Annotated in this window: 22 protein-coding genes, 1 tRNA gene and 1 pseudogene; 3 read left to right on the top strand and 21 right to left on the bottom strand. The window is 58.3% G+C overall.

Features of this window, described 5'->3' with window-relative positions; all coding sequences use genetic code 11:
• Positions 1-83 precede the first annotated feature (83 nt).
• The 6 genes from QYH43_RS03450 to QYH43_RS03425 form a co-directional block, all read right to left on the bottom strand.
• Positions 84-611 carry a serine acetyltransferase gene (locus tag QYH43_RS03450; protein ID WP_095151729.1) on the bottom strand — a complete coding sequence of 176 codons (528 nt, stop codon included), beginning with the start codon at positions 609-611 and terminating at the stop codon, positions 84-86.
• A gap of 331 nt (positions 612-942) precedes the next feature.
• Positions 943-2,172, bottom strand: a complete 1,230-nt coding sequence (locus tag QYH43_RS03445) for a methyltransferase (RefSeq protein WP_301156307.1) — start codon at positions 2,170-2,172, stop codon at positions 943-945.
• Complete coding sequence (locus tag QYH43_RS03440) at positions 2,153-2,842, bottom strand: ABC transporter permease (protein ID WP_053153100.1); 690 nt, start codon at positions 2,840-2,842, stop codon at positions 2,153-2,155. The genes QYH43_RS03445 and QYH43_RS03440 overlap by 20 nt, the downstream gene beginning before the upstream one ends.
• Positions 2,839-3,534 carry an ABC transporter permease gene (locus QYH43_RS03435; RefSeq protein WP_053153103.1) on the bottom strand — a complete coding sequence of 232 codons (696 nt, stop codon included), beginning with the start codon at positions 3,532-3,534 and terminating at the stop codon, positions 2,839-2,841. The genes QYH43_RS03440 and QYH43_RS03435 overlap by 4 nt, the downstream gene beginning before the upstream one ends.
• 77 nt (positions 3,535-3,611) lie before the next feature.
• Positions 3,612-4,361 (bottom strand): ABC transporter substrate-binding protein, encoded by a 750-nt coding sequence (locus tag QYH43_RS03430; protein ID WP_095058267.1) that lies wholly within the window; start codon positions 4,359-4,361, stop codon positions 3,612-3,614.
• Positions 4,362-4,374: 13 nt separating this feature from the next.
• Positions 4,375-5,148: an ABC transporter ATP-binding protein gene (locus QYH43_RS03425; RefSeq protein WP_007972784.1), complete on the bottom strand. Its 774-nt coding sequence runs from the start codon at positions 5,146-5,148 to the stop codon at positions 4,375-4,377.
• Between the two features lie 564 nt (positions 5,149-5,712).
• Here QYH43_RS03425 and gabP point away from each other — a divergent pair.
• Positions 5,713-7,104, top strand: a complete 1,392-nt coding sequence (gene gabP / locus QYH43_RS03420; RefSeq protein WP_095058268.1) for a GABA permease — start codon at positions 5,713-5,715, stop codon at positions 7,102-7,104.
• Positions 7,105-7,181: 77 nt separating this feature from the next.
• Here gabP and vapC read toward each other — a convergent pair whose 3' ends face one another.
• The 6 genes and pseudogenes from vapC to QYH43_RS03390 all read right to left on the bottom strand — a co-directional run.
• Positions 7,182-7,589 carry a tRNA(fMet)-specific endonuclease VapC gene (vapC, locus tag QYH43_RS03415; protein WP_301156301.1) on the bottom strand — a complete coding sequence of 136 codons (408 nt, stop codon included), beginning with the start codon at positions 7,587-7,589 and terminating at the stop codon, positions 7,182-7,184.
• Positions 7,589-7,819: a type II toxin-antitoxin system VapB family antitoxin gene (vapB, locus tag QYH43_RS03410; protein WP_095058270.1), complete on the bottom strand. Its 231-nt coding sequence runs from the start codon at positions 7,817-7,819 to the stop codon at positions 7,589-7,591. The genes vapC and vapB overlap by 1 nt, the downstream gene beginning before the upstream one ends.
• 170 nt (positions 7,820-7,989) lie before the next feature.
• Entirely contained in the window at positions 7,990-8,442 is a 453-nt protein-coding gene (locus QYH43_RS03405) for a hypothetical protein (RefSeq protein ID WP_095058271.1), read from the bottom strand.
• A 6-nt stretch (positions 8,443-8,448) separates the two neighbouring features.
• The gene (locus QYH43_RS03400; RefSeq protein ID WP_095058272.1) at positions 8,449-8,865 is read right to left on the bottom strand and encodes a hypothetical protein; all 417 of its coding nucleotides are present in this window, start codon (positions 8,863-8,865) and stop codon (positions 8,449-8,451) included.
• A gap of 13 nt (positions 8,866-8,878) precedes the next feature.
• Complete coding sequence (locus QYH43_RS03395) at positions 8,879-9,868, bottom strand: alpha/beta fold hydrolase (protein ID WP_095058273.1); 990 nt, start codon at positions 9,866-9,868, stop codon at positions 8,879-8,881.
• A 144-nt stretch (positions 9,869-10,012) separates the two neighbouring features.
• Positions 10,013-10,183, bottom strand: a pseudogene (locus QYH43_RS03390) (DUF1016 domain-containing protein); the annotation flags it as partial.
• 260 nt (positions 10,184-10,443) lie between these two features.
• On the opposite strand from QYH43_RS03390, the gene QYH43_RS03385 reads away from it, so the two are divergent.
• On the top strand, positions 10,444-10,893 hold the full coding sequence (locus QYH43_RS03385; protein WP_095058274.1) for a hypothetical protein: 450 nt from the start codon (positions 10,444-10,446) through the stop codon (positions 10,891-10,893).
• Positions 10,894-10,951: 58 nt separating this feature from the next.
• Here the strand turns inward: QYH43_RS03385 and QYH43_RS03380 are convergent, their stop codons facing one another.
• From QYH43_RS03380 to QYH43_RS03340, 9 genes are all read right to left on the bottom strand, one after another.
• Positions 10,952-11,743 (bottom strand): TSUP family transporter, encoded by a 792-nt coding sequence (locus QYH43_RS03380; protein WP_301156300.1) that lies wholly within the window; start codon positions 11,741-11,743, stop codon positions 10,952-10,954.
• Between the two features lie 76 nt (positions 11,744-11,819).
• Complete coding sequence (locus QYH43_RS03375) at positions 11,820-12,899, bottom strand: hypothetical protein (RefSeq protein ID WP_301156299.1); 1,080 nt, start codon at positions 12,897-12,899, stop codon at positions 11,820-11,822.
• Between the two features lie 444 nt (positions 12,900-13,343).
• On the bottom strand, positions 13,344-13,523 hold the full coding sequence (locus QYH43_RS03370; protein ID WP_301156297.1) for a hypothetical protein: 180 nt from the start codon (positions 13,521-13,523) through the stop codon (positions 13,344-13,346).
• A 15-nt stretch (positions 13,524-13,538) separates the two neighbouring features.
• Positions 13,539-14,960 (bottom strand): amino acid permease, encoded by a 1,422-nt coding sequence (locus QYH43_RS03365; protein WP_301156295.1) that lies wholly within the window; start codon positions 14,958-14,960, stop codon positions 13,539-13,541.
• A 916-nt stretch (positions 14,961-15,876) separates the two neighbouring features.
• Positions 15,877-15,952, bottom strand: a tRNA-Phe gene (locus QYH43_RS03360).
• A 103-nt stretch (positions 15,953-16,055) separates the two neighbouring features.
• Complete coding sequence (locus tag QYH43_RS03355; protein ID WP_007989188.1) at positions 16,056-16,328, bottom strand: oxidative damage protection protein; 273 nt, start codon at positions 16,326-16,328, stop codon at positions 16,056-16,058.
• Positions 16,325-17,392 (bottom strand): A/G-specific adenine glycosylase, encoded by a 1,068-nt coding sequence (gene mutY, locus QYH43_RS03350; protein ID WP_095058280.1) that lies wholly within the window; start codon positions 17,390-17,392, stop codon positions 16,325-16,327. Before mutY ends, QYH43_RS03355 begins: the two co-directional genes overlap by 4 nt.
• Entirely contained in the window at positions 17,389-19,623 is a 2,235-nt protein-coding gene (locus QYH43_RS03345) for an AsmA family protein (RefSeq protein ID WP_095058281.1), read from the bottom strand. The genes mutY and QYH43_RS03345 overlap by 4 nt, the downstream gene beginning before the upstream one ends.
• Before the next feature lie 78 nt (positions 19,624-19,701).
• Positions 19,702-20,115, bottom strand: coding sequence for an acetyl-CoA sensor PanZ family protein (locus QYH43_RS03340; protein ID WP_301156292.1), 414 nt, complete (start codon positions 20,113-20,115; stop codon positions 19,702-19,704).
• Positions 20,116-20,438: 323 nt separating this feature from the next.
• On the opposite strand from QYH43_RS03340, the gene QYH43_RS03335 reads away from it, so the two are divergent.
• Positions 20,439-22,103: an OFA family MFS transporter gene (locus tag QYH43_RS03335; protein ID WP_301156290.1), complete on the top strand. Its 1,665-nt coding sequence runs from the start codon at positions 20,439-20,441 to the stop codon at positions 22,101-22,103.
• Positions 22,104-22,303 lie beyond the last annotated feature (200 nt).

Below are 22,303 nucleotides of genomic sequence, written 5' to 3'. Positions count from 1 at the left end.
CGATTGGGCAGGTTCTGTAAACCCCTGAATTCTGACTATTTTTGCGCGAGCCTCAATTGCGGAATTCTGGCGCTCGCGGGTCGTCATCGAGCGTTGTAAAACGTCGTTCCCGGCGGGATGTCTTTGTTGACGAATGACATGGCTCCGATTGTGACGTTGTCCCCGATGGTCAGGGCGTCGGCGATGATGCAGCTGTTGGCGCCGACGCTGACATTGTCTCCAATCACCAGTTCATAACTGTCCAGGCCCAAGGTCTTGATACCGATGGTGGTGTTTTGACGAATGAAAAAATTGCGACCGATTTTGACGTTGCCTGTAATCACCACGCCAGGCAGGTGAGCGATGCGAAAGCCTGGACCTATCTGGGCGTCGATACTGATGTCGACGCCGTACTTGAGGTTGAGTTTTCTCTCCAGCCGTTTGGCGTAACGGCGTGCAAAACTGTTTCCGGAATAGAAGTACTGGGCCAGCCGGAACATGAACAAGTAGCGCAGGGTATTGTTCTTGCGAGTCCGCTTAAGGATGTTGCTGATAAGGCCTGTGCGGCTGCCACGTTTTTTCTTGTTGGAAACTTCCGACTGCCAGTGTTCTATCAAGGTGTCGAGATCCAAAACGTTGCCCCTGCTGATTCGTTTACCAATGAAGCCGCCGATACCGGCTGCTTATTTTTTAAGGCGTGAAAGCTTGCGCATATTCTACCCATATCGCCTTGATTTTGGCGGTTATGTCCTTTTGATCGAATGCTTATGCACAACGTAATTTCAGATGCACGCGATTAAGTAAGGATTTGTGGATTCGTTCTCGTCTGTACGCAAATCCCTGTTTTTCAGGTTCTTTATTCGACTGTACGAAACTGAGCACTTTTGTTTTACCTCTGAAACAGCGGTGAATATTGGATCCACGATAATTTTATCAACAGAGTTATCCACAGGCTGAGAGCATTTAAGCGCGTTCGGCCAGAAGCAGGAAATTACGCGGGGTGAGCGGGGTTTCGCAGAAGGTGCCGAGGCGAACGGTGTAGCCCTGCTCGGCGAGGAAAAGTGCTCGATCAAGGACCAGCCAAAGCTCCAGCGGACGTCGGAAAAGTCCGCGCAGCAGTTCCAGGTTGCGCACTTGCGCCAGTCGTTGCCAGCCAGCGGCTTCGAGTGCAGTCCAATCCTGAGGGCCAATTGTGGATAACTCTTTGAGTGCGGCCAGGTGATGGCAGTATTCGGCGAAGGGTTTATCCAGCCAGGCAGTCGCTAGCGAGGGAGTTGGAAGGTACTCGTCGATACCGCGCAGTTGCCGTTGCAGCAGGTCGAAGCCCAGTCGCCGGGCCATGGAGGTGTCGCGCTGGCGTCTGACACGGGCACCCGCGGTGACCGTTTCACTCATTGGCAGTGCGAGATCATCCAGCGACAGCTGTAGGGCGGAGCCTTTGGCGCCGTAAGACAGCGGTGTGTATTCAGGCCGGCTGATCCGGTTGTAGCAGCACGGGGCGATGGCGAGTTGTTTGCAGCCTGCGGCGCTGGCGAGCTGGATCAGGCGCACGTGCAAGTCACCGCAGGCGTGCAGGGCGACGGGCGTGTGTTCGGCCTGTAAAAGCGAAGCCGCGTCGGAGGCGAGTACATCTTGTTCGACGTGCAGCGCATGCAGGTGATGGCGCTGACTCAGCGCCTGACCGCTGGCGACCAGTGCCGGGTCGTACTCCAGGCATGTCAGTTGCTGGCCGGGTTGCAGCAGGCGTCGACCCAAATGCCCTTTGCCCGAGCACCAGTCCAGCCAATGCCTCGGCGTATCCGAAAATTGCAGCCGACTGGCAAACGCTTCGATCTGCAGCCATTTACGTCCCGGTACGTCGACGTTCAACCGATGGCCCGCGGCTTCGAGGGCATGGGCAGGCAATTCGTCCACAGCACTCAACGCAACGGACATCGCTGCCAGCGAAGCGAAAGGTTCAGGGGCGTGCAGAAGATCGGGATGGTTGTGGGCGCTTTCCGCTTCGTCCAGCGAACGGCCGCGAAGCCAAGCGGCCAATTCGGGGTAGGACGCTTCCCAGGGAAGCTGCAGATGAGTGAACGGTCGAGGCTTCCACAGCGCCTCATGCGCGGTGAGAAAAGTATCCAGCGCAGTGAAACGGGCGAGTAGGTCCTCGCCCGTCAACACGTGGGAATCAACGCCCTTGGCAGGCATCGACGCGCAACCAGCGCTCCAGCAGCTTGAAGCCGCGTACCAGCACGTAAGCCATCACCAGGTAGAACATGCCCGCGGCGAAGAAAATCTCCACCGGCAGGTAGGTCCGGGCAATGATCGTGCGGGCCATGCCGGTCAGTTCCAGCAGGGTCACGGTACTGGCCAGGGCGCTGGCCTTGAGCATCAGGATCACTTCGTTGCTGTAGGCCGGCAGGCCGATGCGCGCGGCACGCGGCAGGATGATGTAGAACAGCGCCTTGGGTTTGGACATGCCCAACGCGCGGGCCGCTTCGATCTCGCCCGGTGGAATCGCCTGAATCGCGCCGCGCAGGATCTCGGCGATGTAGGCCGCGGTGTGCAAGGTCATGGTCGCTGTGGCGCACCAGAACGGATCGCGCAGGTACGGCCACATCGAGCTGTTACGGACCGCGTCGAACTGCGCCAGGCCGTAGTAGACCAGGAACAGCTGAACCAGCAACGGCGTGCCCCGGAAAAAGAAGATGTAGCCGTAGGGAAATGCGCGCACCCACCACAGGCGAGACGAGCGGGCGATACCCAGTGGGATCGCCAGCAGCAAGCCGGCGATCACGGCGATGGCCACCAGTTCCAGAGTCAGGGTTGCGCCCTGAGCCAGTTTCGGCAGCCACTTGATGATGACTTCCCAGTTCATTGGGTGCTCCTCGCGAAGCCGCGAGCGGCACGTTTTTCCAGGAAGTGCATGCCGGTCATGGCGAGAACCGTCAGGCCCAGGTACATGAACGCGGCCACCATATAGAAGGTGAACGGTTGCTTGGAGACGGTCACGCCGATTTGGGCGTGGCGCATGATTTCTTCCAGGCCGATCACCGACACCAGCGCGGTGTCCTTCATCAGGATCATGAACAGGTTACCCAGGCCGGGCAGGGCGATGCGCCACATCTGCGGCATGATCAACTTGGTGAAGATGCGAAATTTCGACAGGCCCAGGGCTACGCCGGCTTCACGGTGACCTTTGGGAATGGCGAGGATCGCACCGCGAAACACTTCCGTGGCGTAGGCGCCGAAGCACAGGCCCAGCGCAATCACACCGGCGGCGAAGGCGTTGAGTTCAAGGTCGGGGTTGCCGAAGAACTCGCCCAAGGCACGCATCAGGTTGACCGTGCCGAAGTAGATCAACAGCACCCAGAGCAATTCCGGGATACCGCGAACCAGGGTCGAATAAGTGCCGCCAAGCCATTGCAGCGGCTTGTACGGGGAAGTCTTGGCCAAGGCGCCGAGCAGACCGAGCACCAGCCCCAGGCACAGGGCCGAGAGTGCCAGTTTCACAGTCATCAGCGCGCCAGCGGCGAGCGCCGGGCCGAATCCGTAGAGGTCGATAATCATGGATTTCTTTTCAAATCGCGGCGGGCGATGCCGAGAACCGGCGCCGTCAAAGGACGGCGCCGATCAGGCAGTCAGGATCAATAGATGCTGAACGGGAAGTACTTGTCGTTGATCTTCTTGTAGGTGCCGTCAGCGACGATTTCTTTCAGCGCGGAGTTCAGCTTCGCGCGGATCGGATCGCCTTTTCGTACAGCGATACCGATCTTGTCGCTTTCTTCCACCGGGTCGCCCTTGAATTCGTAGGAACGGCCCGCGTCGCTTTTCAGCCACTCGTAGTTGACGTATTTGTCCGCCAGGATGCCGTCCAGACGACCGGAAGTCAGGTCGAGGTAGGCGTTTTCCTGGGTGTCGTACAGCTTGATGGTGATGTCGTCACCATAGTTGTCTTCCAGGAAGGTACCGGCCAGGGTCGCGCGCTGGGCGCCGATGATCTTGCCTTTGAGCGCTGCCTTGTCGGTTTTGAAGTCGACGTTTTTCGGCGCGATGAATTGCAGTTTGTTGGAGTAGTACGGGTCGGTGAAGTCCACCGCTTGCTTGCGCTCGTCGGTGATCGACATCGAGGAGATCAGGAAGTCGAACTTCTTGGCGTTCAGGGCCGGGATGATGCCGTCCCAGTCGGAGGTGACGACGGTGCACTCGACTTTCATCTTGGCGCACAGGGCGTCGCCGATTTCCTTGTCGAAGCCGACGACGTTGCCGCTGGCATCTTTGTTGTTGAACGGCGGGTAGGCCGCTTCGATGCCCATCTTCAGCGTTTCAGCCATGGCACTGGCGCTGAAGGCCAGGGTGACGGCGGCAGCCAGGAAGACCTTTTTGTAGTTCTGCATGTGGGTAGCTCCGTTAGCGGTTGCTGGACATGAATTGTTTGCAGCGCGCCGAAAGCGGGTTTTCAAACACCTGCTGTGGCGATCCTTGCTCTTCTACCAGGCCTTGGTGAAGGAACACCACTTCGCTGGAGACCTGACGGGCGAAGCCCATTTCGTGGGTCACGAGCAGCATGGTGCGGCCTTCTTCGGCCAGTGCGCGGATGACATTAAGTACTTCCTGGACCATTTCCGGGTCAAGCGCGGAGGTGGGCTCGTCGAACAGAATGACCTTGGGCTGCATGGCCAGCGTGCGGGCGATGGCCGCGCGTTGTTGCTGGCCACCGGACAATTGCGCCGGGTAGGCGTGGCGCTTGTCGGCGATGCCGACCTTGGCCAGCAGGGCTTCGGCGACTTCGATGGCTTCGGCCTTGCTCTGGCCCAGCACGCGGCGCGGCGCCTCGATGATGTTGTCGAGCACGCTCATGTGCGGCCACAGGTTAAAGTTTTGAAACACAAAACCGATTTCGCTGCGCAGGCGATTGATCTGCTTGCCGTCGGCGGCAACCAGTTCGCCGTTCTTTGCGGCTTTGAGCTTGAGTTCTTCACCGGCCACCAGGATCTGACCCTGGTGCGGGTTTTCCAGCAGGTTGATGCAACGCAGGAACGTGGACTTGCCGGAACCGGAAGAACCCAGGATCGAGATCACGTCGCCGTCGCGGGCGGTCAGCGAGATACCTTTGAGCACCTCAAGCGAACCGTAGCGTTTATGCAAGTTGCGGATTTCAAGCGCGGGCGTGGCCTCAGCCATGTGCGTTCCTCATATATGTTGCGCTCCTGCTGTTGGCTGGCCTTCCTGGCGAGGCGGCCAACCTAGCATAGCGTTTCAATGGCAGCCAACAGCGCTACGGACAGTAAATGGCTGGTGTGTGGCAGGTTGTCGCATCGGCGCAGCAGACTGTCGCCCCATCAACAACCGAACAGCCGTTTGAACCTTGTCTATCGATAAAAAGCGCGGTGGCTGCCGCAAAAAAAGGCGCGATGTTGCCAGCTTTGACAAGGTGTTGGAAGCGCTATCCGGCCAAATGTACTGCTCGTGCACTTTTAATGTGCGCGAAGCCATTTTCAGGTGTGTTTCCGGTGCGCTGATTCACCACACAAAGTGGGTGGCAGGGTAACGTTCTGGCAAAGTGCCATTAAATTCAATGGCTTGCGATGACTGTCCGGTCTTGTTGGAATCGCCGGGTTAGAAGGATTTGAAATATTTTGGCGCAATTATTGCGTGCAGAATCCGGAACGCCCCGTTGGTTTCTTTTTACGAGAAGGATCGCTAAACGGGATGCATGCATTCGCTTCTCCTTACAAAGGTAGTTTTATGAGCAGTACCCAAAGCTCTAATGGCCTCGAACAGGGGCTCAAACCGCGCCACGTGACCATGCTGTCGATTGCCGGGGTTATCGGCGCCGGCCTGTTCGTCGGCTCGGGTCACGCCATCGCTGCGGCAGGTCCGGCTGTTCTGTTGGCTTACGCCGCCGCCGGTATGTTGGTGGTATTGGTGATGCGCATGCTCGGCGAAATGGCCGTTGCTTCGCCGGACACCGGTTCCTTTTCGACATACGCCGACCGCTCGATCGGTCACTGGGCCGGTTTCACCATCGGCTGGCTCTACTGGTGGTTCTGGGTCCTGGTGATCCCGCTGGAGGCCAACGCCGCCGCGACCATCCTGCATGCCTGGTTCCCGGGTGTGGACATCTGGGCCTTCGCCCTGGTCATCACGATGCTGCTGACCGTGACCAACCTCTTCAGCGTGAAAAACTACGGTGAGTTCGAGTTCTGGTTCGCCCTGCTCAAGGTCGTGGCGATCATTGGTTTCATTGTGCTCGGCGTGCTGGCGATCTTCGGCTTTCTGCCGAACAGTCAGGTCAGCGGCGTTTCGCACCTGTTCGACACCCAAGGCTTCCTGCCGAACGGCATGGGCGCAGTGTTGGGCGCGATCCTGACCACCATGTTCTCCTTCATGGGCACCGAGATCGTGACCATTGCGGCCGCGGAATCGAAAGACCCAGGCAAGCAAATTTCCAAGGCCACCAACTCGGTGATCTGGCGGATCGGCTTGTTCTACCTCGTATCGATCTTCATCGTTGTGGCCCTGGTGCCATGGAACGACCCGATTCTGGCCAGCGTTGGTTCCTACCAGACCGTGCTTGACCGCATGGGCATCCCGAACGCCAAGATGATCGTCGACATTGTGGTTCTGGTTGCTGTGACCAGCTGCCTGAACTCGGCGCTCTACACCTCGTCGCGCATGATGTTCTCCCTGGGCAAACGCGGCGATGCGCCGGCGATGTCCACGCGCACCAACAAAAGTGGCACACCTTACTGGGCAGTGATGTTGTCCACTGGCGCAGCGTTCCTGGCGACCTTCGCCAACTACGTGGCCCCGGCGGCAGTGTTCGAATTCCTGCTGGCCAGTTCCGGCGCCATTGCACTACTGGTGTACCTGGTGATTGCGATTTCGCAACTGCGCATGCGCAAGCAGCGTATGGCGCGTGGTGAGAAAATCGCCTTCAGCATGTGGCTGTTCCCGGGCCTGACCTACGCGGTGATCTTCTTCATCGTCGCGGCCCTGACCATCATGCTGTTCCAGGATGCCCATCGCGTGGAAATCCTCGCGACCGGTCTGCTGAGTCTTCTGGTCGTCGCTGCCGGCTTGCTGGTATCACGCCGTCGCAAACTGGAAAAGCGTGGCGCGGTCGTGCTGAACTGATTCGCACCGCGTAACGCAAAACGGCCGCCGCCAGTGATGACGAGCGGCCGTTTTTATATCTGTCGATTACTCCATGTTCATTCGACATGAACCCAGTCTTCTACACGTAACCCCGGAGCGCGTGCGAACTCGCGCAGGTTGTTGGTGACTACGATCAGCCCCCGTGAGCGTGCGTGTCCGGCAATCATTTGGTCGTACGGGCCTATCGGTGTGCCCGCTTTTGCCAGCTCGCACCGAATCATTCCGGTATGCGCTGCTGCTTCGTTGTCGAAGGGCAGGACTTCAAGACGAGCGGCGAAACCCTCAACGACCGCCAGGTTTTTTTCGGGGGCTGCCGATTTTTCCGCACCGTAGATCAACTCCATCAGCGTTACCGCGCTGATGCACAGCTGATCGTGATGCCGGTTGAACGCCTCCCGTACCACCTGTGGTTTGTTCTTGATGGTGAAGATGCAGATGTTGGTATCGAGCATGTATTTGATCATCAGAACGACTCGCGCTCCTGTTCAGCGGGTTGCTCACGTTCCGCCATGAAGTCGGCGGTGGCGCTTTCGCCGTCGAACCAGCTGTCCCAGGTTTCATCAGCGGGGGTGATGATGCGGGTTCGGCCAATGGCGACGACGTTGACTCGTTTGACGTCGCTTGGCATGGCCACGGCTTTTGGCAGGCGGACGGCCTGGCTTCGGTTGCTCATGAAAAGGGTTGTCTGTTCCATTTTGACCTCCTGCGCTTTTGCTGGCGCGATGAGTCAAAGGATAGGTTTTGGAGTGGATATGTCAATGGGATATACGCGATGCCTGATGAAAGGAAGGCGCCCGATTCAAAGCCAAAAAAACGGCCGCCGTCAGTGATGACAAGCGGCCGTTTTTGTTTGCGCGGCGGCGGTTACTCGGCTTTTTCTTCCGGACCGTCCAGCGTTTGGCGGTACACATCCAGCGCATCGCTGAAGTCGGTGATGAACTGCGGTTCGCTCAACCAGGCCTGGGCAGCTTCGCGGTCCATGCCGTCGGCCCACATGCGGTAGTCGATCAGCATGTCGGCGGCCAGATGCGTGGCGGCCATGCCTTCGTCGTCGGCGTTTTCCATGTCCAGCAGTTCTGGATGGTCGATGATGATAAAGGCGAGATCAGTCAGCAATGTCGAGAGCATTTCGCGGCGGCTGACGGCTTCGGCGTCGCGCATTTTGCTGAACATCGCCAGGGTGTATTCCGGGATTGGCTCGGCGAGGTGGCCAAGGTCATCGTCCATCTCGGCGGGTTTGCGGCCGTGGATATTGATCTGCTTGGCTTTGGCTTTTGCACGCTTGGCGCGTTTCTGTTGCTTGTTCAGGGAGGCCATGGGAACTCAGTTCGGTTTCGGTTGGGTTTGCGCGGCGATGGCGTCGGACGCTGCCACGTAGTCGGCCTGGAAGGCCGGTGATTCGATCCACGCCAGGGCGCCGGCTTCGTCGGTTTCGGTCGACCATTGGCGGTACTCGATCAACGCGGCCAGGATGAAGTCCATCGCGCCTTCTTCGCCTTCCTGCTCGTACACCAGCTCTAGCAGCGGGTCTTCGAGGAAGGCTGTGCACAGCGCTTGCTGGCTGATCTTCTCGGCGTCGATCATTTTCTTGAACAGTTCGGTCAGGTCTACCGACTCGAAGTCGATGCGGTCATCGTTCGGGTCCAGCTCGACCGGCGCAGCGGCCCGCTGGGTGCGGTTCTGCTTGGCTTTGGCCTTGGCGCGGGAGGCGCGTTTTTGCTGCTTGTTGGCGGAGGCCATGGCGTTTGTTCCGTTATGCGTTAATGGGGTCGCTGCGCGGTACTCGCCGCCCGGGGGTATCGGGGGCCAGCTCTCCGTTTTGCAGCCAGTGCAGTGCGATGGGCCATAGTGTGGCTTGGTATGCGCTGCGAAAAAAGGCGAAATGTCCGACTTCTTCTTCGCCGATGTCTTCAGGGGCGATGCGCAAGTGGGTGTTCAAGCTGCCGGTGGAGTAGCGGAGCAGGCGCTCGATGGCCGGGATCGTGCCGTAGGGATCGTCGCTGACGCTGATGGCGAGCGTTTTGGCCGTTACGGCAGCGAAGGGCAGGCGACCGACGGTTGCGTGGAGCGAGCGGCCGCTGGGGCGCTTCTCGTATCGATCAGTCGGCGTACTCCAGTCGCGGACGACGCCAGCCGGTGTGTCTTCCAGCCAGCCGAGGCGCTTGCCGGGGAAGTAGCCGCAGACCATTGTCAGCAGCGGCATCACCACATGCCATTTGCCGAACATCCGCCAGCGATGGGCCGGTGCGTAGTCGCGCCAGTAGGCGAATTGCGCGCCGACGGTCACCAGGCGACGGATCAGATGCCCGGACGCTCCCAGCCCCGCTGCACAGCCGCCAAAGCTGTGACCGACCACATCGACAGGCTGGCCCGGAAATTCACGCTGCGTGCGCTTGAGCATCGCCTCGAAATCCAGCGCTCCCCAATCGCTCCAGGAAGCCTCAAGCCCTTTGAGTGATTCCGGACGCGATTCGCCGATGCCTCGGTAGTCATAGGTGATGACGTTGAAGCCATTGGCGAACAGATAGTCGGCAAAGCGTGAGTAATGACGGCAACGGACCGAGGTGGCGGCGTTGATGATGACGACCGGGCGGGCGATGTCTTGAACGGCGTGCTGCCAGGTGAAGCCGCCAAGGATGAAGCCATCGGGGGCTGTTTCCTTGAACGGTTTGCCAGGTGCGGGAGCCTCCAGCGACAACTTGATTTGAGTGGGGGCCAGTGGAGGCGTGTCCTGCAAATTCATCGGTGTCAGACCTTTGCGGGTAGTTGCCAACCATAGTCTTGATGTCGTTGATGAACAATCCACTCATCTCAACGCGGTTTTTTGGCGAGTCAATCGCTCTTCAAATGCCGCTCGTTCGCGATCCAGCTCGTTGCGGAGTTCTTCCTTTTGCTCAAATTCAACGATGTACCGACCCATCTGCCAACAGGTTTGCACCTGAACGGTATCCACCGCCCGAAGTACCTTTTGACGTGCCTGACGGATCAATTCGCCCAGCTTACCCAGCAGCGATACGAGTTTTGGGTCTTGAGTGTCATTGGGTGTGAGGTCAGTCATGAGGTCTTCCGCAGCAGGCTGAGAGGCGCATGAGAATGACAAGTGAACACCACTCAAAGATGCCGGGCGTTACTGAGAAACAGGCAGGAAACGCCGGGTGCGCTGGCAGGACGTATCTGATGACGGGCGAGGTCTGAGGAACAAAAGGCGTAGTACGTTTCGTACTCACCCCAAGACCCAATCAATCTGAAACCCCTCCCGCCGACAGGAAATCCAAAGAATGTAACGATTGGGTTCAACAGAACCCGGGAGTCGCCATCATGAAAACCACCCATTCATTCATGTTGTCCCTCGCCGCCGTCAGCGTTCTGCTGTTTCCTGCCATATCGCCCGCCGCGAGCCTTGAGCCCGTCGACAGCTCTGGCGTACAGGTTCAGCGGCAGGAGCAAAACGGCATCACCTACCTGTCCGGCGGTATCGGTGAGGATGAGGCAAAGGCTATCCAGCAGACGTCTGGTTATAACCTGCACATGACGTTCTCTGTCGGAACGGGCAATGAATACACGCCAGACGTGAATGTCGTCATTCAGAAAGCCCCGGGGGAAACCGTGCTGACGCTTAACAAAGCTGGCCCGCTGGTTTACGTCAAATTGCCTGCCGGTAAGTACACCGTCATCGCGACGCGCAACGGGGAGTCACGGCAAGACATTGCCGATGTCGGCAGCGGTACACCCCGTAACCTGGTTTTTCACTGGAATGATGCAAGTTAACGAGAAGCTCTAAACCATGGAGTGGACATTGACCCTGAATCTTGCGATTCAGGGTTTTTCATAACAAGGCCAATGTCTGGATGACCGCGATGCGTAAGGGATTGGTTTCTACGCTCAGCAGTTTGATGGCCAAGGCGCAGCAGACCACGATCAACATGGGTTTGATCAGCCGTGGTCCAACCCGGACCGCAGCTCGAGCACCCAATTGGGCGCCGAGGAAGGCCGCCAAAGCCATGGCGATGGCTACCGGCCAGATAATCACACCTTTGGTGATGAAAACCGACAGAGAACCGAGGTTGCATGAAGCGTTGGCCAGCTTGGTAAAACTCATGGCCCGCATCATGCCCAAGCCGCAGAGCAGGACAAATCCGACGATAAAGAAAGAGCCCACGCCGGGACCAAATATACCGTCGTAAAAACCCAGGATCGGCGCAACGGTGAACGAAAAAAGCAGAATGCCGATTCTCTTGCGTCGATCTTCATTGGCCAGCTTTGGAGACAGCGCAAAATAGATGGCCACCAGAATCAGCATGATGGGCACGCAGACTTCCAGATAGCGCTTATCAACAGAGCTGACCAGCAAGGCCCCGCTGGCTCCGCCAATGAAACCGCAAATAACCAGGAATCGGCCCTCGCGCCACTCGATCATTCCTTTGCGAGCAAAGGTTGCGGTTGCCGAAATGGTTGCCGAGGCGGCCTGAAACTTGTTCGTTGCAATGGCACTGATGGGGTCAACCCCAGCCAAAAACAGTGCTGGCAGAGTTATTAACCCGCCGCCACCTGCTATTGCATCAAAGAAGCCAGCGCAAAACGCGACGAGCGCCAACATGCCAATAACGTCCCAAGACATCTCACCCTCTCTTTTACAATTATTGGCCAGTCTTCCACTTGTCCAGCCATTCAATGGATTGAATCTGCGTCAGGCGTCAGCCCTGAAGTCGCAACGGGTCGTCTGTTATTACGATGGGAGAAGAAAACTTCGAGAGTCCGAAGATGCGGACCAGAACGCGCCTGTTGTCTTTGATCCGGTCACGACAGTGCAGAGCCCGGACGTTATTGATGACCATTGCCGACTCTTGCGTCAGGGTGTGCTCGACTGGAGTTGCTTCACCTATGCTCTGGCACAAGGCGGCGAAGGCTGTTTTGGCAAAGTGAGAGGCGTTGTCGCTGACCGAAAAACGATAGGCGTTGAAACGGACCGCGAGTCCGACCTTGTCATCGAACTCCAGAATCGAAACGTTGCGCCCGTCCTCTCCTTTGCCGCTGACAAAGGAGTCACTACGGGTGAATTGAAAATTCCCCGTAGTCAAAGCAAGACAGTTGGTTACACCGATTTTTTCCAGAACGGGTGGCAGCGCAATGACCGAGGTCGGCTCCAGGCTTGGGTTCCATAGGGCCGAGAGGATGAGCGACGACGGCGAGGGAGAGTGCCCATCTTTCGCGTTTATTGCGCACCAGTAAGGCGCTTCGGTGTGTGGGCCGAGAGCCAGGCCTGAGTGGGAACTCAGTTCTTTGATGTCCGGCTCGGCAGGGACTTTGATAAGTCCGCCGCCCTTGAAATTCGCCACCAGCCGAACCAGTTTTCCTTCATTGTCCATGTCGTAGGCAAAGGCGCTGTTGTCCACCAGTTTCAACAAGATCTGATTACGCGCGGCCAGGCAAAGGACGTCGTATCGATTCTCCAGGGATGTCAGGGCGGGCAATTCATTGGGGGGGCTGACATCGGTGATTTTTTGCAGCCCCTCAAAGATCAACACGCAAACAAGGCCATCGGAGTAGGTGCCCAGCAGTTCGCATTGGTCTTTCGAGAAAGAGAGCTTCAACTCAATGGCTGCCAAAGAGGCTTTCGAGTCGGCTCCTGGGGCCTGCGGCCCGCCGATCGCGGCCAGTCCTTTGGCGAGCGTGTGAAGCAATGTTGACTGCCGCTTATCAAAATTTAGAGTCCTGATCTCTTGCCCAGAGAAAAGCTCAGTGGTTTCTACCTCTGGTTTGATGACGTTAGTCATTGGCGACATCCCTGTTGTGTCTCTGCTGCCGGGTATGCGGCAGCTCCTCCTGCGATTCTGCACAAACTGTAAGTCGGCGTATGTCATCCCTTTCCGTTAAGGCGTTGGGAGCGTTCTGACAGACAAAAGACAAGCAGAAATAACTGATATCCAATGCCTGAAGGCATTTCTGGACTCAGCCTGGGATGGGGGGATTTTGTCGCTTCGATGATGCCTGGGGGAGTGCCTCGTCAAATCGCAGGCATAAAAAACCCTGAATCTTGCGATTCAGGGGTTTCGGTATTTGGTGCCAGAGACAAAATCGAACCATTGGCTACAGGCTGCGCATGTACTGAGTTGTATGTTGAGTGGGGCCAAGGCTGGGCACAACTGAGGGCACGACTGAGGAAAAAGGTTTTTCCTGACGTGCCGCTCATGTCGGCTCAAGTTTGACCAGGTGGGTTTTTAACAAGTGCAAGCCATGTTGAAAGACCAAGCTTGATCTAAAAACAATATTGGTTTGTTGTTCACAACTGCACGCCCTAGACCGACAAAGCCCAGGGCGTTGAAAATACCAAAAACCAATATTCCGTGAATCGTATTGCTGCTCCGCTTAAGTGCAGCAAACGGAATGGGCTTTTGCATTTCAGGCACTACGACTTAAGAAACCGAACGCGCCACACCTTGCGTTGCATTGGTCGGTTGCAGCTTGAACACGTAGAACAACACCGTCAGCAGCACCAGGAACGCAGGCCCCACATACAGCGCCACGCGGGTGTCCGGGAAGTACGCCATCAGGCCGACCACCAGCACCAGGAACGCCAGCGCCAGGTAGGAGCTGACCGGGTACAGCCACATGCGGTATTTCAGACCGGCACGTTCGCTGGCACTCAAGCCTTTGCGAAATTTCAACTGGGCCAGCAGGATCATCGCCCAAGTCCAGATCGCGCCGAAGGTGGCAATCGCCGTCACCCAGACGAAGACTTTTTCCGGCACCAGGTAATTGAGCAACACGCCCAGCAGCAAGGCGCCAATCGACAGCAGCAGCGCACGACGCGGTACGCCGTTGTTCGAAGTCTTGGCGAAACCGGCCGGGGCCTGGCCGTTCTGCGCCAGGCTGTACAGCATGCGCCCGGTGCTGAAGATGCCGCCGTTGCACGACGACAATGCCGCGGTGATCACCACGAAGTTGATGATACCGGCAGCGGTCTTGATGCCCAGTCGCTCGAAGGTCATCACGAACGGACTGCCCTGGGTGCCGATTTCGTTCCACGGGTAAATCGACAGGATCACGAACAACGCACCGACGTAGAACAGCAGAATTCGCCAGAACACCGAGCCAATCGCATCGGGAATGGTTTTCTGCGGGTTCTTCGCTTCACCGGCGGTCAGGCCGATCATCTCGACGCCCAGGTAAGCGAACATCACCATTTGCAGGGACATCAGCACGCCTTGCACGCCGTTGGGCATGAAGCCACCGTGGGTCCACAGGTTGGAAATGCCCAACGCCACACCGTCGTTGCCGAAACCGAAGGCAATGACGCCGATGCCGCCGAACACCATGGCAACGATGGTGACGATCTTGATCAGGGCGAACCAGAACTCGAACTCACCGAAGGCCTTGACCGCGATCAGGTTGATCGAGCCCATGCTGATCAGTGCCGCCAGGGCCCAGATCCAGCGCGGCACATCAGGGAACCAGACGCCCATGTACACCGCCACCGCGGTGATTTCCGCAACGCAGGTCACCAGCCACAGGAACCAGTAGTTCCAGCCTGTGAGGAAACCGGCCAATGGGCCGAGGTAGTCTTGGGCGTAACGGCTGAACGAGCCGGCGACCGGGTTGTGCACGGCCATTTCGCCGAGGGCGCGCATGATCACCAGGATCGCCAGACCGCCGATGATGTAGGACAGCATGATGGCCGGACCGGCCATTTCGATGGCCTTGGCCGAACCGAGGAACAGGCCGACGCCGATACAGGCACCGAGGGCCATCAAGCGTATATGCCGTTCGCCAAGTTCGCGTTTGAGCGGGCCGCCTTGAGCGGTCTCGCCGTGGGGCAAGTGATTGCCTGTAGGCATGGGGGACAACCTCGTCTTGTTATTGGATATGACCACCGAGCGTCGAAGCGCCGACCCATAAGCCAGTTGCTTCGCGTAACCGGGCCTGCGTTGTGGGCAAACCCGTTCTGTAGGACAAAGCCTGCAGACCAGCGGGATATGCAGTATAAAAAGCTTATGCCAGTCGTTTTCACTATATAGCCAACAAAATACAGCCATAACTACCTGAAAATTTCCAAATAATGGACTGATTCTGTTTGGTTAAGTATTTTCGACTATATCCATGAACGGTCGGAAAATCCGAAGCCCTCAGATAAGGACTACGTATTTTTTTGTATCCATACACCAGTCCGCTTCTGCTGAGGACAGCGGTTCTGACCGCAGCCCCCGAAAAAATAAATGGGCTCGCCTGCCGTCGTTGCACTTGGCCATGGCCGTTCGTGTTTGGGGTGCGATGGGCCAAAGGTAACGACTCGGTCTGCCGTTGGATTCAGGTACTCAACAAGAGGCGCTTTAAATCCTCACCTATGGTTGTTTTCTGAAAGATCTCGCAGGCCTTGATCCGTAAGGCCTCCAGGGGATTACCAGAATCTGCGGACTAATACCCGTCTACACGACGCGTAAACGGATTGACCGCGCCAGAGCTTTGAGCCGGTGGGCATAATTTCGAGATACAAGCCTTCACCATCCGCGAGCTTGTAAGGCTACTCCCGGGGTTTGACTGCGTTGAGAGCGGAGTCGCTCAGGGGCGTGACTTTCAGGGCCGTGAAGCACCATTTTGTTGGGGGCATGACCGAACCGGTCATGCCCCCAACCTTGCCCCCAAAACTTTGGGCTGCCTAGGTCAGTCTAGGAAACCATAGACAACAAAAAGCCCGCACTAGGCGGGCTTCTTGTGTGCTTTCAGGTGTGCTTGGCATCACCTGAAAACGAAAGGTGGTGCCCAGAGACGGAATCGAACCGCCGACACGGGGATTTTCAATCCCCTGCTCTACCGACTGAGCTATCTGGGCAACGGGGCGCATTAAACGGGTTTTTCAGGGGGTCGTCAAGCAAGTTTTCAAAAAAATTTTAATTATTACCGTCGCTTACGTGCCGCCCCCCGATAAATCGGGGTTATTCCGACGGCGGCACGTAGCCTTCGGCCTTGGCGTAATCCTCGCCGGAGAAGTACTTGTCCATTTCTCCCTGAAGATATTTGCGATCTTCGGCGTTCATCATGTTCAGGCGTTTTTCGTTGATCAGCAGGGTCTGGTGTTTTTGCCAGTCGGCCCAGGCCTTTTGCGAGACGTGATCAAAAATGTCCTGGCCTTTGGCGCCCGGGAACGGAGCGCGCTCCAGGCCTGGCAGTTCTTCTTTGTACTTGCGGCACATGATGGTGCGGGTCATGACGACTCTCCTGCGTTCAATACGGCGGCCGCGCGTTCGAGCAAGGTTTTGACCGGGGCGGCAAGGCCCAGGCGCGGCGGGGTGGCGAGGTTATACCAGAGCCAGTCGGCCTCGGCCACGTGATGGCCGGACTCCTGGACCTGAACCAGCCAGGGTTCGATGGATAACTGGAAATGGCTGAAGGTGTGCACCAGGTTTGGCAGCGCCTGTTGTGCGCCCAGTTCCAGCGAGTGCTGCGACGCCAGATGTTGCAGGTCGTCGAGGTCGTCGAGTTCCGGCAAGCTCCAGAGACCGCCCCACAGGCCCGTGGAAGGGCGACGATAAAGCAGGATCGCACCTTCACCGTTGGCGAGCATCGGCATCAACGTGCGCTTCTGTGGGATGGCTTTGCGCGGCTTGGGGATCGGGTAGCGGGTTTCCAGGCCGAGCATGTGCGCTTCACAGCCCTTTTCCAGCGGGCAGAGCAGACAACTTGGTTTGCTGCGGGTGCAAAGCGTAGCGCCCAAATCCATCATCGCCTGGGTGTAGGCGTTGACCCGATCATGCGGCGTAAAGCGCTCAGCGTTGGCCCAGAGCTGTTTGGCGACCTTCGGCTCGCCGGGGTAGCCCTCCTGCGCGGTAAAGCGCGCCAGCACGCGTTTGACGTTGCCGTCGAGGATCGGCGCACGCAGGCCCATGCTGATGCTGGCGATGGCGCCAGCGGTGGACAGGCCGATCCCCGGCAAATCAGTGAGTTTTTCCACGTCGCGGGGAAATTCGCCGCCGTACTGTTCGACGACGATCTTCGCGGTCTTCTGCAAATTGCGCGCACGGGTGTAGTAACCCAGGCCCGTCCACAGGTGCAGCACTTCGTCTTCCGGTGCCGCTGCCAGGGCTTCGACCGTCGGCAACGAGGCCATGAAACGGTCAAAGTAGTTCAGCACGGTGCTGACCTGGGTCTGCTGCAACATGATTTCCGAGACCCATACCCGATACGGGTTGATGTCCTGCTGCCAGGGCAAATCGTGCCGGCCATGGCGGTCGAACCAGTCCAGCACCGCCGTTGAAAACTGCTCGGCTCTCATTGCTTGAACAGCCCCTTGAGCGCGTCTTTGAGTTTCGGGTCGACCTTGTCGCCCCATTTCTCGTCAATTTTTTCGCTGATTCTGTCGCCAGCCAGTTTGCCCGCGACCTGGCCCATGCGGTCGTTATCCAGGCGGCAAGCCTTGGCACCCAGCTCCAGCGGGCCGCGGCAGCGCAGTGGCCACTCGATAGCGGCAAACTTCTCGTTGACCTGGCAAGCCGGGTCCGGCATGTCGCTCTTGTCGCCTTCGACGACGATGCCGACGCGGTAATCCATACCCAGGACTCTCAAGTCGATGTCGCCATTGCCGTTGACGGTCATGCCCGGGATGCGCACTTTCAGATCCGGGTTGCTGGCCACGCCATTACGGAACGTCAGGTTGCCCTTGAGCTCCTGGAACGGGGTGTCCTTGCCGCGAGGCTCGCCGCTGAGAGATTTGCGGTTGAGCGTGGCGATGCCTTTGCACAGCTGTTGTTCGAGGTTGGCATTGAGCAGCACGCCGTTGTTGATGACGAAGCTGGTGGTGCCGTTGAGGGTTTCGATCAGCGCTTTCTGGCTGTTGCCGTTGCCGGTCAGGTTGCTGTTGAGCGTTACCAGGCCTTTGACCGGCGGATTCTTGCCCTGGCTTTCGAGGATTTTCTCTGCCGGGACGCGGCTGATCTTCGTCAGCAGGTTCAGCGCCGGTACAGGCTGGCGCAGATCGAGGGTGCCAGCGGCGTTGAAGTTGCCTTCGTACAGGTTGCCGCTCAGGTTCACCAGGGTCAGCAGACCACCCTGGCCGGTGGCCTTGAGCGCGGCGTTTTGAATCGGCAGGTTTTCCAGGGTCAACAGGCCGAAGCTCAGGTCGGCGTCCACATCGAGTTTGCTCAGGCGCTCCACCGGCAACAGGCGTTCGTTGCTCCAGGCCTCTTTGGTCGGCGATGGCGGCAGCGGGGTGCTGCCGGCGCCCGCCATGGCATCGGCTTCGGTACTTGCGACTTCGGCTTGGCGCACTTGCTTGGCGCTGTTGGCCTCAGCAGATTTCGGCGGCAGGTAACGGTCAACGTTGAAGGTGTCTGCCTTGAGGTTGGCGCGCAGTGATTGCTTGGCGAAGTCTTCGACGGCGATGCGGCCGCTGAAGCTGCTGTCATCGAGTTTCAGGTTGATGTTGTCGAATGCCACGCTGGTCGGCGTGCCCGTCAGGCGAGTGACCAGCTCGACTTTACTCAGGCTGCCTTCGGCCATGGCCGGGAGTTTCTGGCCGATGCTGTCGACGAATTTCGCCAGGTCGAATTGGGCAATCGAAAGGCCGCCGTTGATCTGCGGGGTCTTGTCGAGGTCGTTGACCTTCAGTTCACCCAGTGCCCGCAACTGGTTCGCGGAAATTTTGATACCGGTCCACTCGGCGACATTGGCAGCCTTGTCCAGCAGCAGCTGGCCCTGAGCGGCGAAGGTCATGGTTTTGCCTTGCAGCGGGTCGCCTGCGACTTCGCCGGACAGTTTCATGTCTTCGAATTTGTAGCGCTGCAAGGCGCGCTCGAAGCGCAGCTCGCCATTGAGCTCGGTGCGCACGCGCAAGACGGGTTGATTGGTGCCCAGGAATGCAGTGAGTTTGACCGGAATGTTGGTGGAATCATGTACTGCGCCGGTGCTCAGCTGGATGCTTTCGGCGTTGAACTGCTTGCCGGTTTTTTCGTCGTTGTACTCGACGCGGGCGTTGTTGACGGTGAGGCTGTCGATGTCCAGCCGCATCGGCTGCGACGGTTTTTCCGCTTGGACGGTCGTGTCCGGGGCAGACTCACCGGCGTTCGCCGCAGGCGCGGTGGTGGCGTCGGCAGTGGTCGGGACAGGCTTCTTGCCCACGTCTTCCCAGTTGCCGTGGCCGTCCTTGTCGCGGTTCAGGCGCAGGTTCAGGCCTTCGACGCGTACGTCGCTCATTTGCACTTCACGGCGCAGCAGCGGCAGTACGCGCACCGACAGACCGAGCATTTGCAGGTCGGCGAACGGTTCGGCCGGTTTGATCAGGGTCGCGACACTGGCGTCGTGCAATTCCAGGCCCAGCCACGGGAACAGGCTCCAGCCGATATCGCCATTGAGCGTCAGCTCGATGTGGGCCTTGTCGCGGGCAATCTGGCGAATCTCGTCTTTGTAGTCGTTGGGATCGAAGAGGTGGGTCAGGGCAAAGCCCAGTGCCACAATGATCAGCAACAGCCCGAGAAGTACCAGACCCAGGATTTTGCCGAACGCTTTCATGGGCGAGTCCTTGTAGTTAGTCGAATTCGAAATTTAGCCGGGGAGTATAGCGCCCCGGAACGGACGACCGGTCAGCGATCAATCGGTCAATACCTGCAGGGGCACATTCAGTTTGGTCGCCAGCGCCTGAGCCTCCAAATGCCCGGCAGGTGCCAACAGACACAATGTCGCGCCCGATTGCGCAGCCGTATTCCGGGCTTCAGCCACCAGGCGTTCGGCGACCCCGCGGCGACGGGTAATTTTTCGTACGCAAATTTGGGACAAGTACCAAACGTCTTGGTGCCGTTGCAATCGAGCGGCTCCGAGCAGGCGATCATTGAAGCGGCCGGCGATCAGCGAGCCGTCTCGCAAACAGTCTTCGATGAGTTGCGCATCCCCGGAAAACGGGGCGAACAGCCATTCGGGAGCGTCGCGGTAAATTTTTTGCAGATCCTGCAGATCCTGCAGGTCCTGGTCAGTGGCCTGGTTTAGCGGCTCGACAATGATCGGCATGGGGACTCCTGTGCGGTTGGAGGGTGCCATTTTCTGTAGGCGCTGCCGAAGGCTGCGATCTTTGAAGATCAAAAGATCGCAGCCTTCGGCAGCGCCTACAGGGGAGGCGTTCACATAATGATGAGATCAGTCGACGTACGAATCGTGATGTCAGTTTGGTTTTTCTGTCAGCTGCAAATGGTAACCTTCGCCCGTTCGTCCGTCCTTCTGCGAGTTGTAGTCGCACAACAAATGTTTCACTCAAAAAAACGGTCATGCCTGCGTGCATAAAGGCCCGGGGTGAACAGTGGCTGGCGAACCATACTAATAATTGGGGATTCACAATGACCACGAGTATCACGGCGGACGGCTTCAATGCCGAGCAGCCTGCGTTCTTGTCCAAAGAGCGCATTATCGCCAGGCCCGGTTTCAACCGCTGGCTGGTGCCACCGGCCGCGCTGGCCATTCACCTTTGTATCGGCATGGCCTACGGATTTTCGGTGTTCTGGTTGCCGCTGTCCAAGGCGCTGGGCGTCACCGCACCGGTCGCCTGCGCGCCGGACATGAGCTTTATCGCACAAGTGTTTTCGTCTCAGTGTGACTGGCCGATCTCGATGCTCGGCTGGATCTACACCCTGTTCTTCATCTTCCTCGGCTGCTCGGCCGCGATCTGGGGCGGCTGGCTGGAACATGCCGGGCCACGCAAGGCTGGCGTTGTATCGGCCTTGTGCTGGTGCGGTGGCCTGCTGATTTCGGCGCTGGGGGTGTATACCCACCAGATCTGGCTGATGTGGATCGGCTCCGGGGTCATTGGCGGTATCGGCCTGGGCCTGGGTTACATCTCGCCGGTGTCGACCTTGATCAAGTGGTTCCCGGACAAGCGCGGCATGGCAACTGGCATGGCGATCATGGGCTTCGGCGGTGGCGCGATGGTCGGTGCGCCGTTGGCTGCAGCGCTGATGGGCCACTTCGCTTCGCCAACCAGCGTCGGTGTGTGGCAGAGCTTTTTGGTGATGGCCGCGATTTACTTCGTGTTCATGATCGGTGGCGCGTTGTCCTACCGCGTTCCGCCAACCGGCTGGAAGCCTGAAGGCTGGACCGCTCCGGCGAAAAAAGCCTCGAACGCCATGATCACTCACCGTCACGTACACGTGAACGTAGCGTGGAAAACACCGCAATTTCGTCTGGTGTGGCTGGTGCTGTGCCTGAACGTATCGGCCGGTATCGGCATCCTGGGCATGGCGTCGCCGCTGTTGCAGGAAGTGTTCGCGGGCAAATTGCTGGGCAATGACCTGACCTTCGGTCAACTGGACGCCTCGCAACTGGCTTCGATTGCCGCCATCGCTGCCGGTTTCACCGGTTTGCTGAGTCTGTTCAACATCGGTGGGCGCTTCTTCTGGGCTTCGTTTTCGGACTACCTGGGCCGTAAAAACACTTACTTCGTGTTCTTCGCTCTGGGCTTTGCCTTGTACGGACTGATTCCGAACCTGGGTCACCTGGGCAGCATCGCGCTGTTCGTGGCGGCGTTTTGCATCATTCTGTCGATGTATGGCGGTGGTTTCGCGACGGTTCCAGCGTATCTGGCCGACCTGTTCGGTACGCAAATGGTCGGCGCGATTCACGGTCGCCTGCTGACGGCGTGGGCTGCTGCTGGCGTATTGGGTCCGGTGTTGGTGAACTATCTGCGTGAGTATCAGCTGAGTATCGGCGTCGAGCGCGCGGCAGCGTACGACATCACGCTGTACATCCTCGCCGGCCTGCTGGTGCTGGGTTTCCTGTGCAACCTGCTGGTGCGTCCGGTGGCGGACAAGTACTTCATGACCGACGCTGAACTGGCTGCCGAACAGGCCCTGGGCCACGACAAAGGCGCGGACAGCAGCACGTCGCTGGAGTGGAAAGCGGCGCCGGGCACCAAGCCGTTGGCGATTGCCGCGTGGTTGGTAGTGGGTATTCCGTTGGCGTGGGGTGTTTGGGTGACCTTGCAGAAGACGGCAGTGCTGTTCCACTAACGCCCAACTTCTGTAGGAGCCGGCTTGCTGGCGATCAATGCGACGCGGTGTGTCAGGCACACCGCCATCGCTGGCAAGCCAGCTCCTACATGTCATGACAGGTATAGCTCCAGGGTTGATGAGTTCACTCCGTCAGCCATATCACCTCCCATGTTTCTGTTTCGCGCCCGCGCCCCTATAATGGCTGCCTTTTTCGCCCA

The sequence above is a fragment of the Pseudomonas sp. C32 genome (assembly GCF_030417915.1).
Taxonomy (GTDB): domain Bacteria; phylum Pseudomonadota; class Gammaproteobacteria; order Pseudomonadales; family Pseudomonadaceae; genus Aquipseudomonas.
This window is presented reverse-complemented; position numbering and strand designations above follow the sequence as displayed.

Excerpts from the sequence above, each read along its gene's own strand:
- mutY (WP_095058280.1), bottom strand. The coding sequence starts at position 17,392 with ATGAGAGCCGAGCAGTTTTCAACGGCGGTGCTGGACTGGTTCGACCGC.
- QYH43_RS03430 (WP_095058267.1), bottom strand. The coding sequence starts at position 4,361 with ATGCAGAACTACAAAAAGGTCTTCCTGGCTGCCGCCGTCACCCTGGCC.
- QYH43_RS03370 (WP_301156297.1), bottom strand. The coding sequence starts at position 13,523 with ATGCAAAAGCCCATTCCGTTTGCTGCACTTAAGCGGAGCAGCAATACG.
- QYH43_RS03375 (WP_301156299.1), bottom strand. The coding sequence starts at position 12,899 with ATGACTAACGTCATCAAACCAGAGGTAGAAACCACTGAGCTTTTCTCT.
- gabP (WP_095058268.1), top strand. The coding sequence starts at position 5,713 with ATGAGCAGTACCCAAAGCTCTAATGGCCTCGAACAGGGGCTCAAACCG.
- QYH43_RS03395 (WP_095058273.1), bottom strand. The coding sequence starts at position 9,868 with ATGAATTTGCAGGACACGCCTCCACTGGCCCCCACTCAAATCAAGTTG.
- QYH43_RS03405 (WP_095058271.1), bottom strand. The coding sequence starts at position 8,442 with ATGGCCTCCCTGAACAAGCAACAGAAACGCGCCAAGCGTGCAAAAGCC.
- QYH43_RS03380 (WP_301156300.1), bottom strand. The coding sequence starts at position 11,743 with ATGTCTTGGGACGTTATTGGCATGTTGGCGCTCGTCGCGTTTTGCGCT.
- vapB (WP_095058270.1), bottom strand. The coding sequence starts at position 7,819 with ATGGAACAGACAACCCTTTTCATGAGCAACCGAAGCCAGGCCGTCCGC.
- QYH43_RS03425 (WP_007972784.1), bottom strand. The coding sequence starts at position 5,148 with ATGGCTGAGGCCACGCCCGCGCTTGAAATCCGCAACTTGCATAAACGC.
- QYH43_RS03335 (WP_301156290.1), top strand. The coding sequence starts at position 20,439 with ATGACCACGAGTATCACGGCGGACGGCTTCAATGCCGAGCAGCCTGCG.
- QYH43_RS03355 (WP_007989188.1), bottom strand. The coding sequence starts at position 16,328 with ATGACCCGCACCATCATGTGCCGCAAGTACAAAGAAGAACTGCCAGGC.
- QYH43_RS03385 (WP_095058274.1), top strand. The coding sequence starts at position 10,444 with ATGAAAACCACCCATTCATTCATGTTGTCCCTCGCCGCCGTCAGCGTT.
- QYH43_RS03340 (WP_301156292.1), bottom strand. The coding sequence starts at position 20,115 with ATGCCGATCATTGTCGAGCCGCTAAACCAGGCCACTGACCAGGACCTG.
- QYH43_RS03445 (WP_301156307.1), bottom strand. The coding sequence starts at position 2,172 with ATGCCTGCCAAGGGCGTTGATTCCCACGTGTTGACGGGCGAGGACCTA.
- QYH43_RS03345 (WP_095058281.1), bottom strand. The coding sequence starts at position 19,623 with ATGAAAGCGTTCGGCAAAATCCTGGGTCTGGTACTTCTCGGGCTGTTG.
- QYH43_RS03435 (WP_053153103.1), bottom strand. The coding sequence starts at position 3,534 with ATGATTATCGACCTCTACGGATTCGGCCCGGCGCTCGCCGCTGGCGCG.
- QYH43_RS03400 (WP_095058272.1), bottom strand. The coding sequence starts at position 8,865 with ATGGCCTCCGCCAACAAGCAGCAAAAACGCGCCTCCCGCGCCAAGGCC.
- QYH43_RS03440 (WP_053153100.1), bottom strand. The coding sequence starts at position 2,842 with ATGAACTGGGAAGTCATCATCAAGTGGCTGCCGAAACTGGCTCAGGGC.
- vapC (WP_301156301.1), bottom strand. The coding sequence starts at position 7,589 with ATGATCAAATACATGCTCGATACCAACATCTGCATCTTCACCATCAAG.
- QYH43_RS03365 (WP_301156295.1), bottom strand. The coding sequence starts at position 14,960 with ATGCCTACAGGCAATCACTTGCCCCACGGCGAGACCGCTCAAGGCGGC.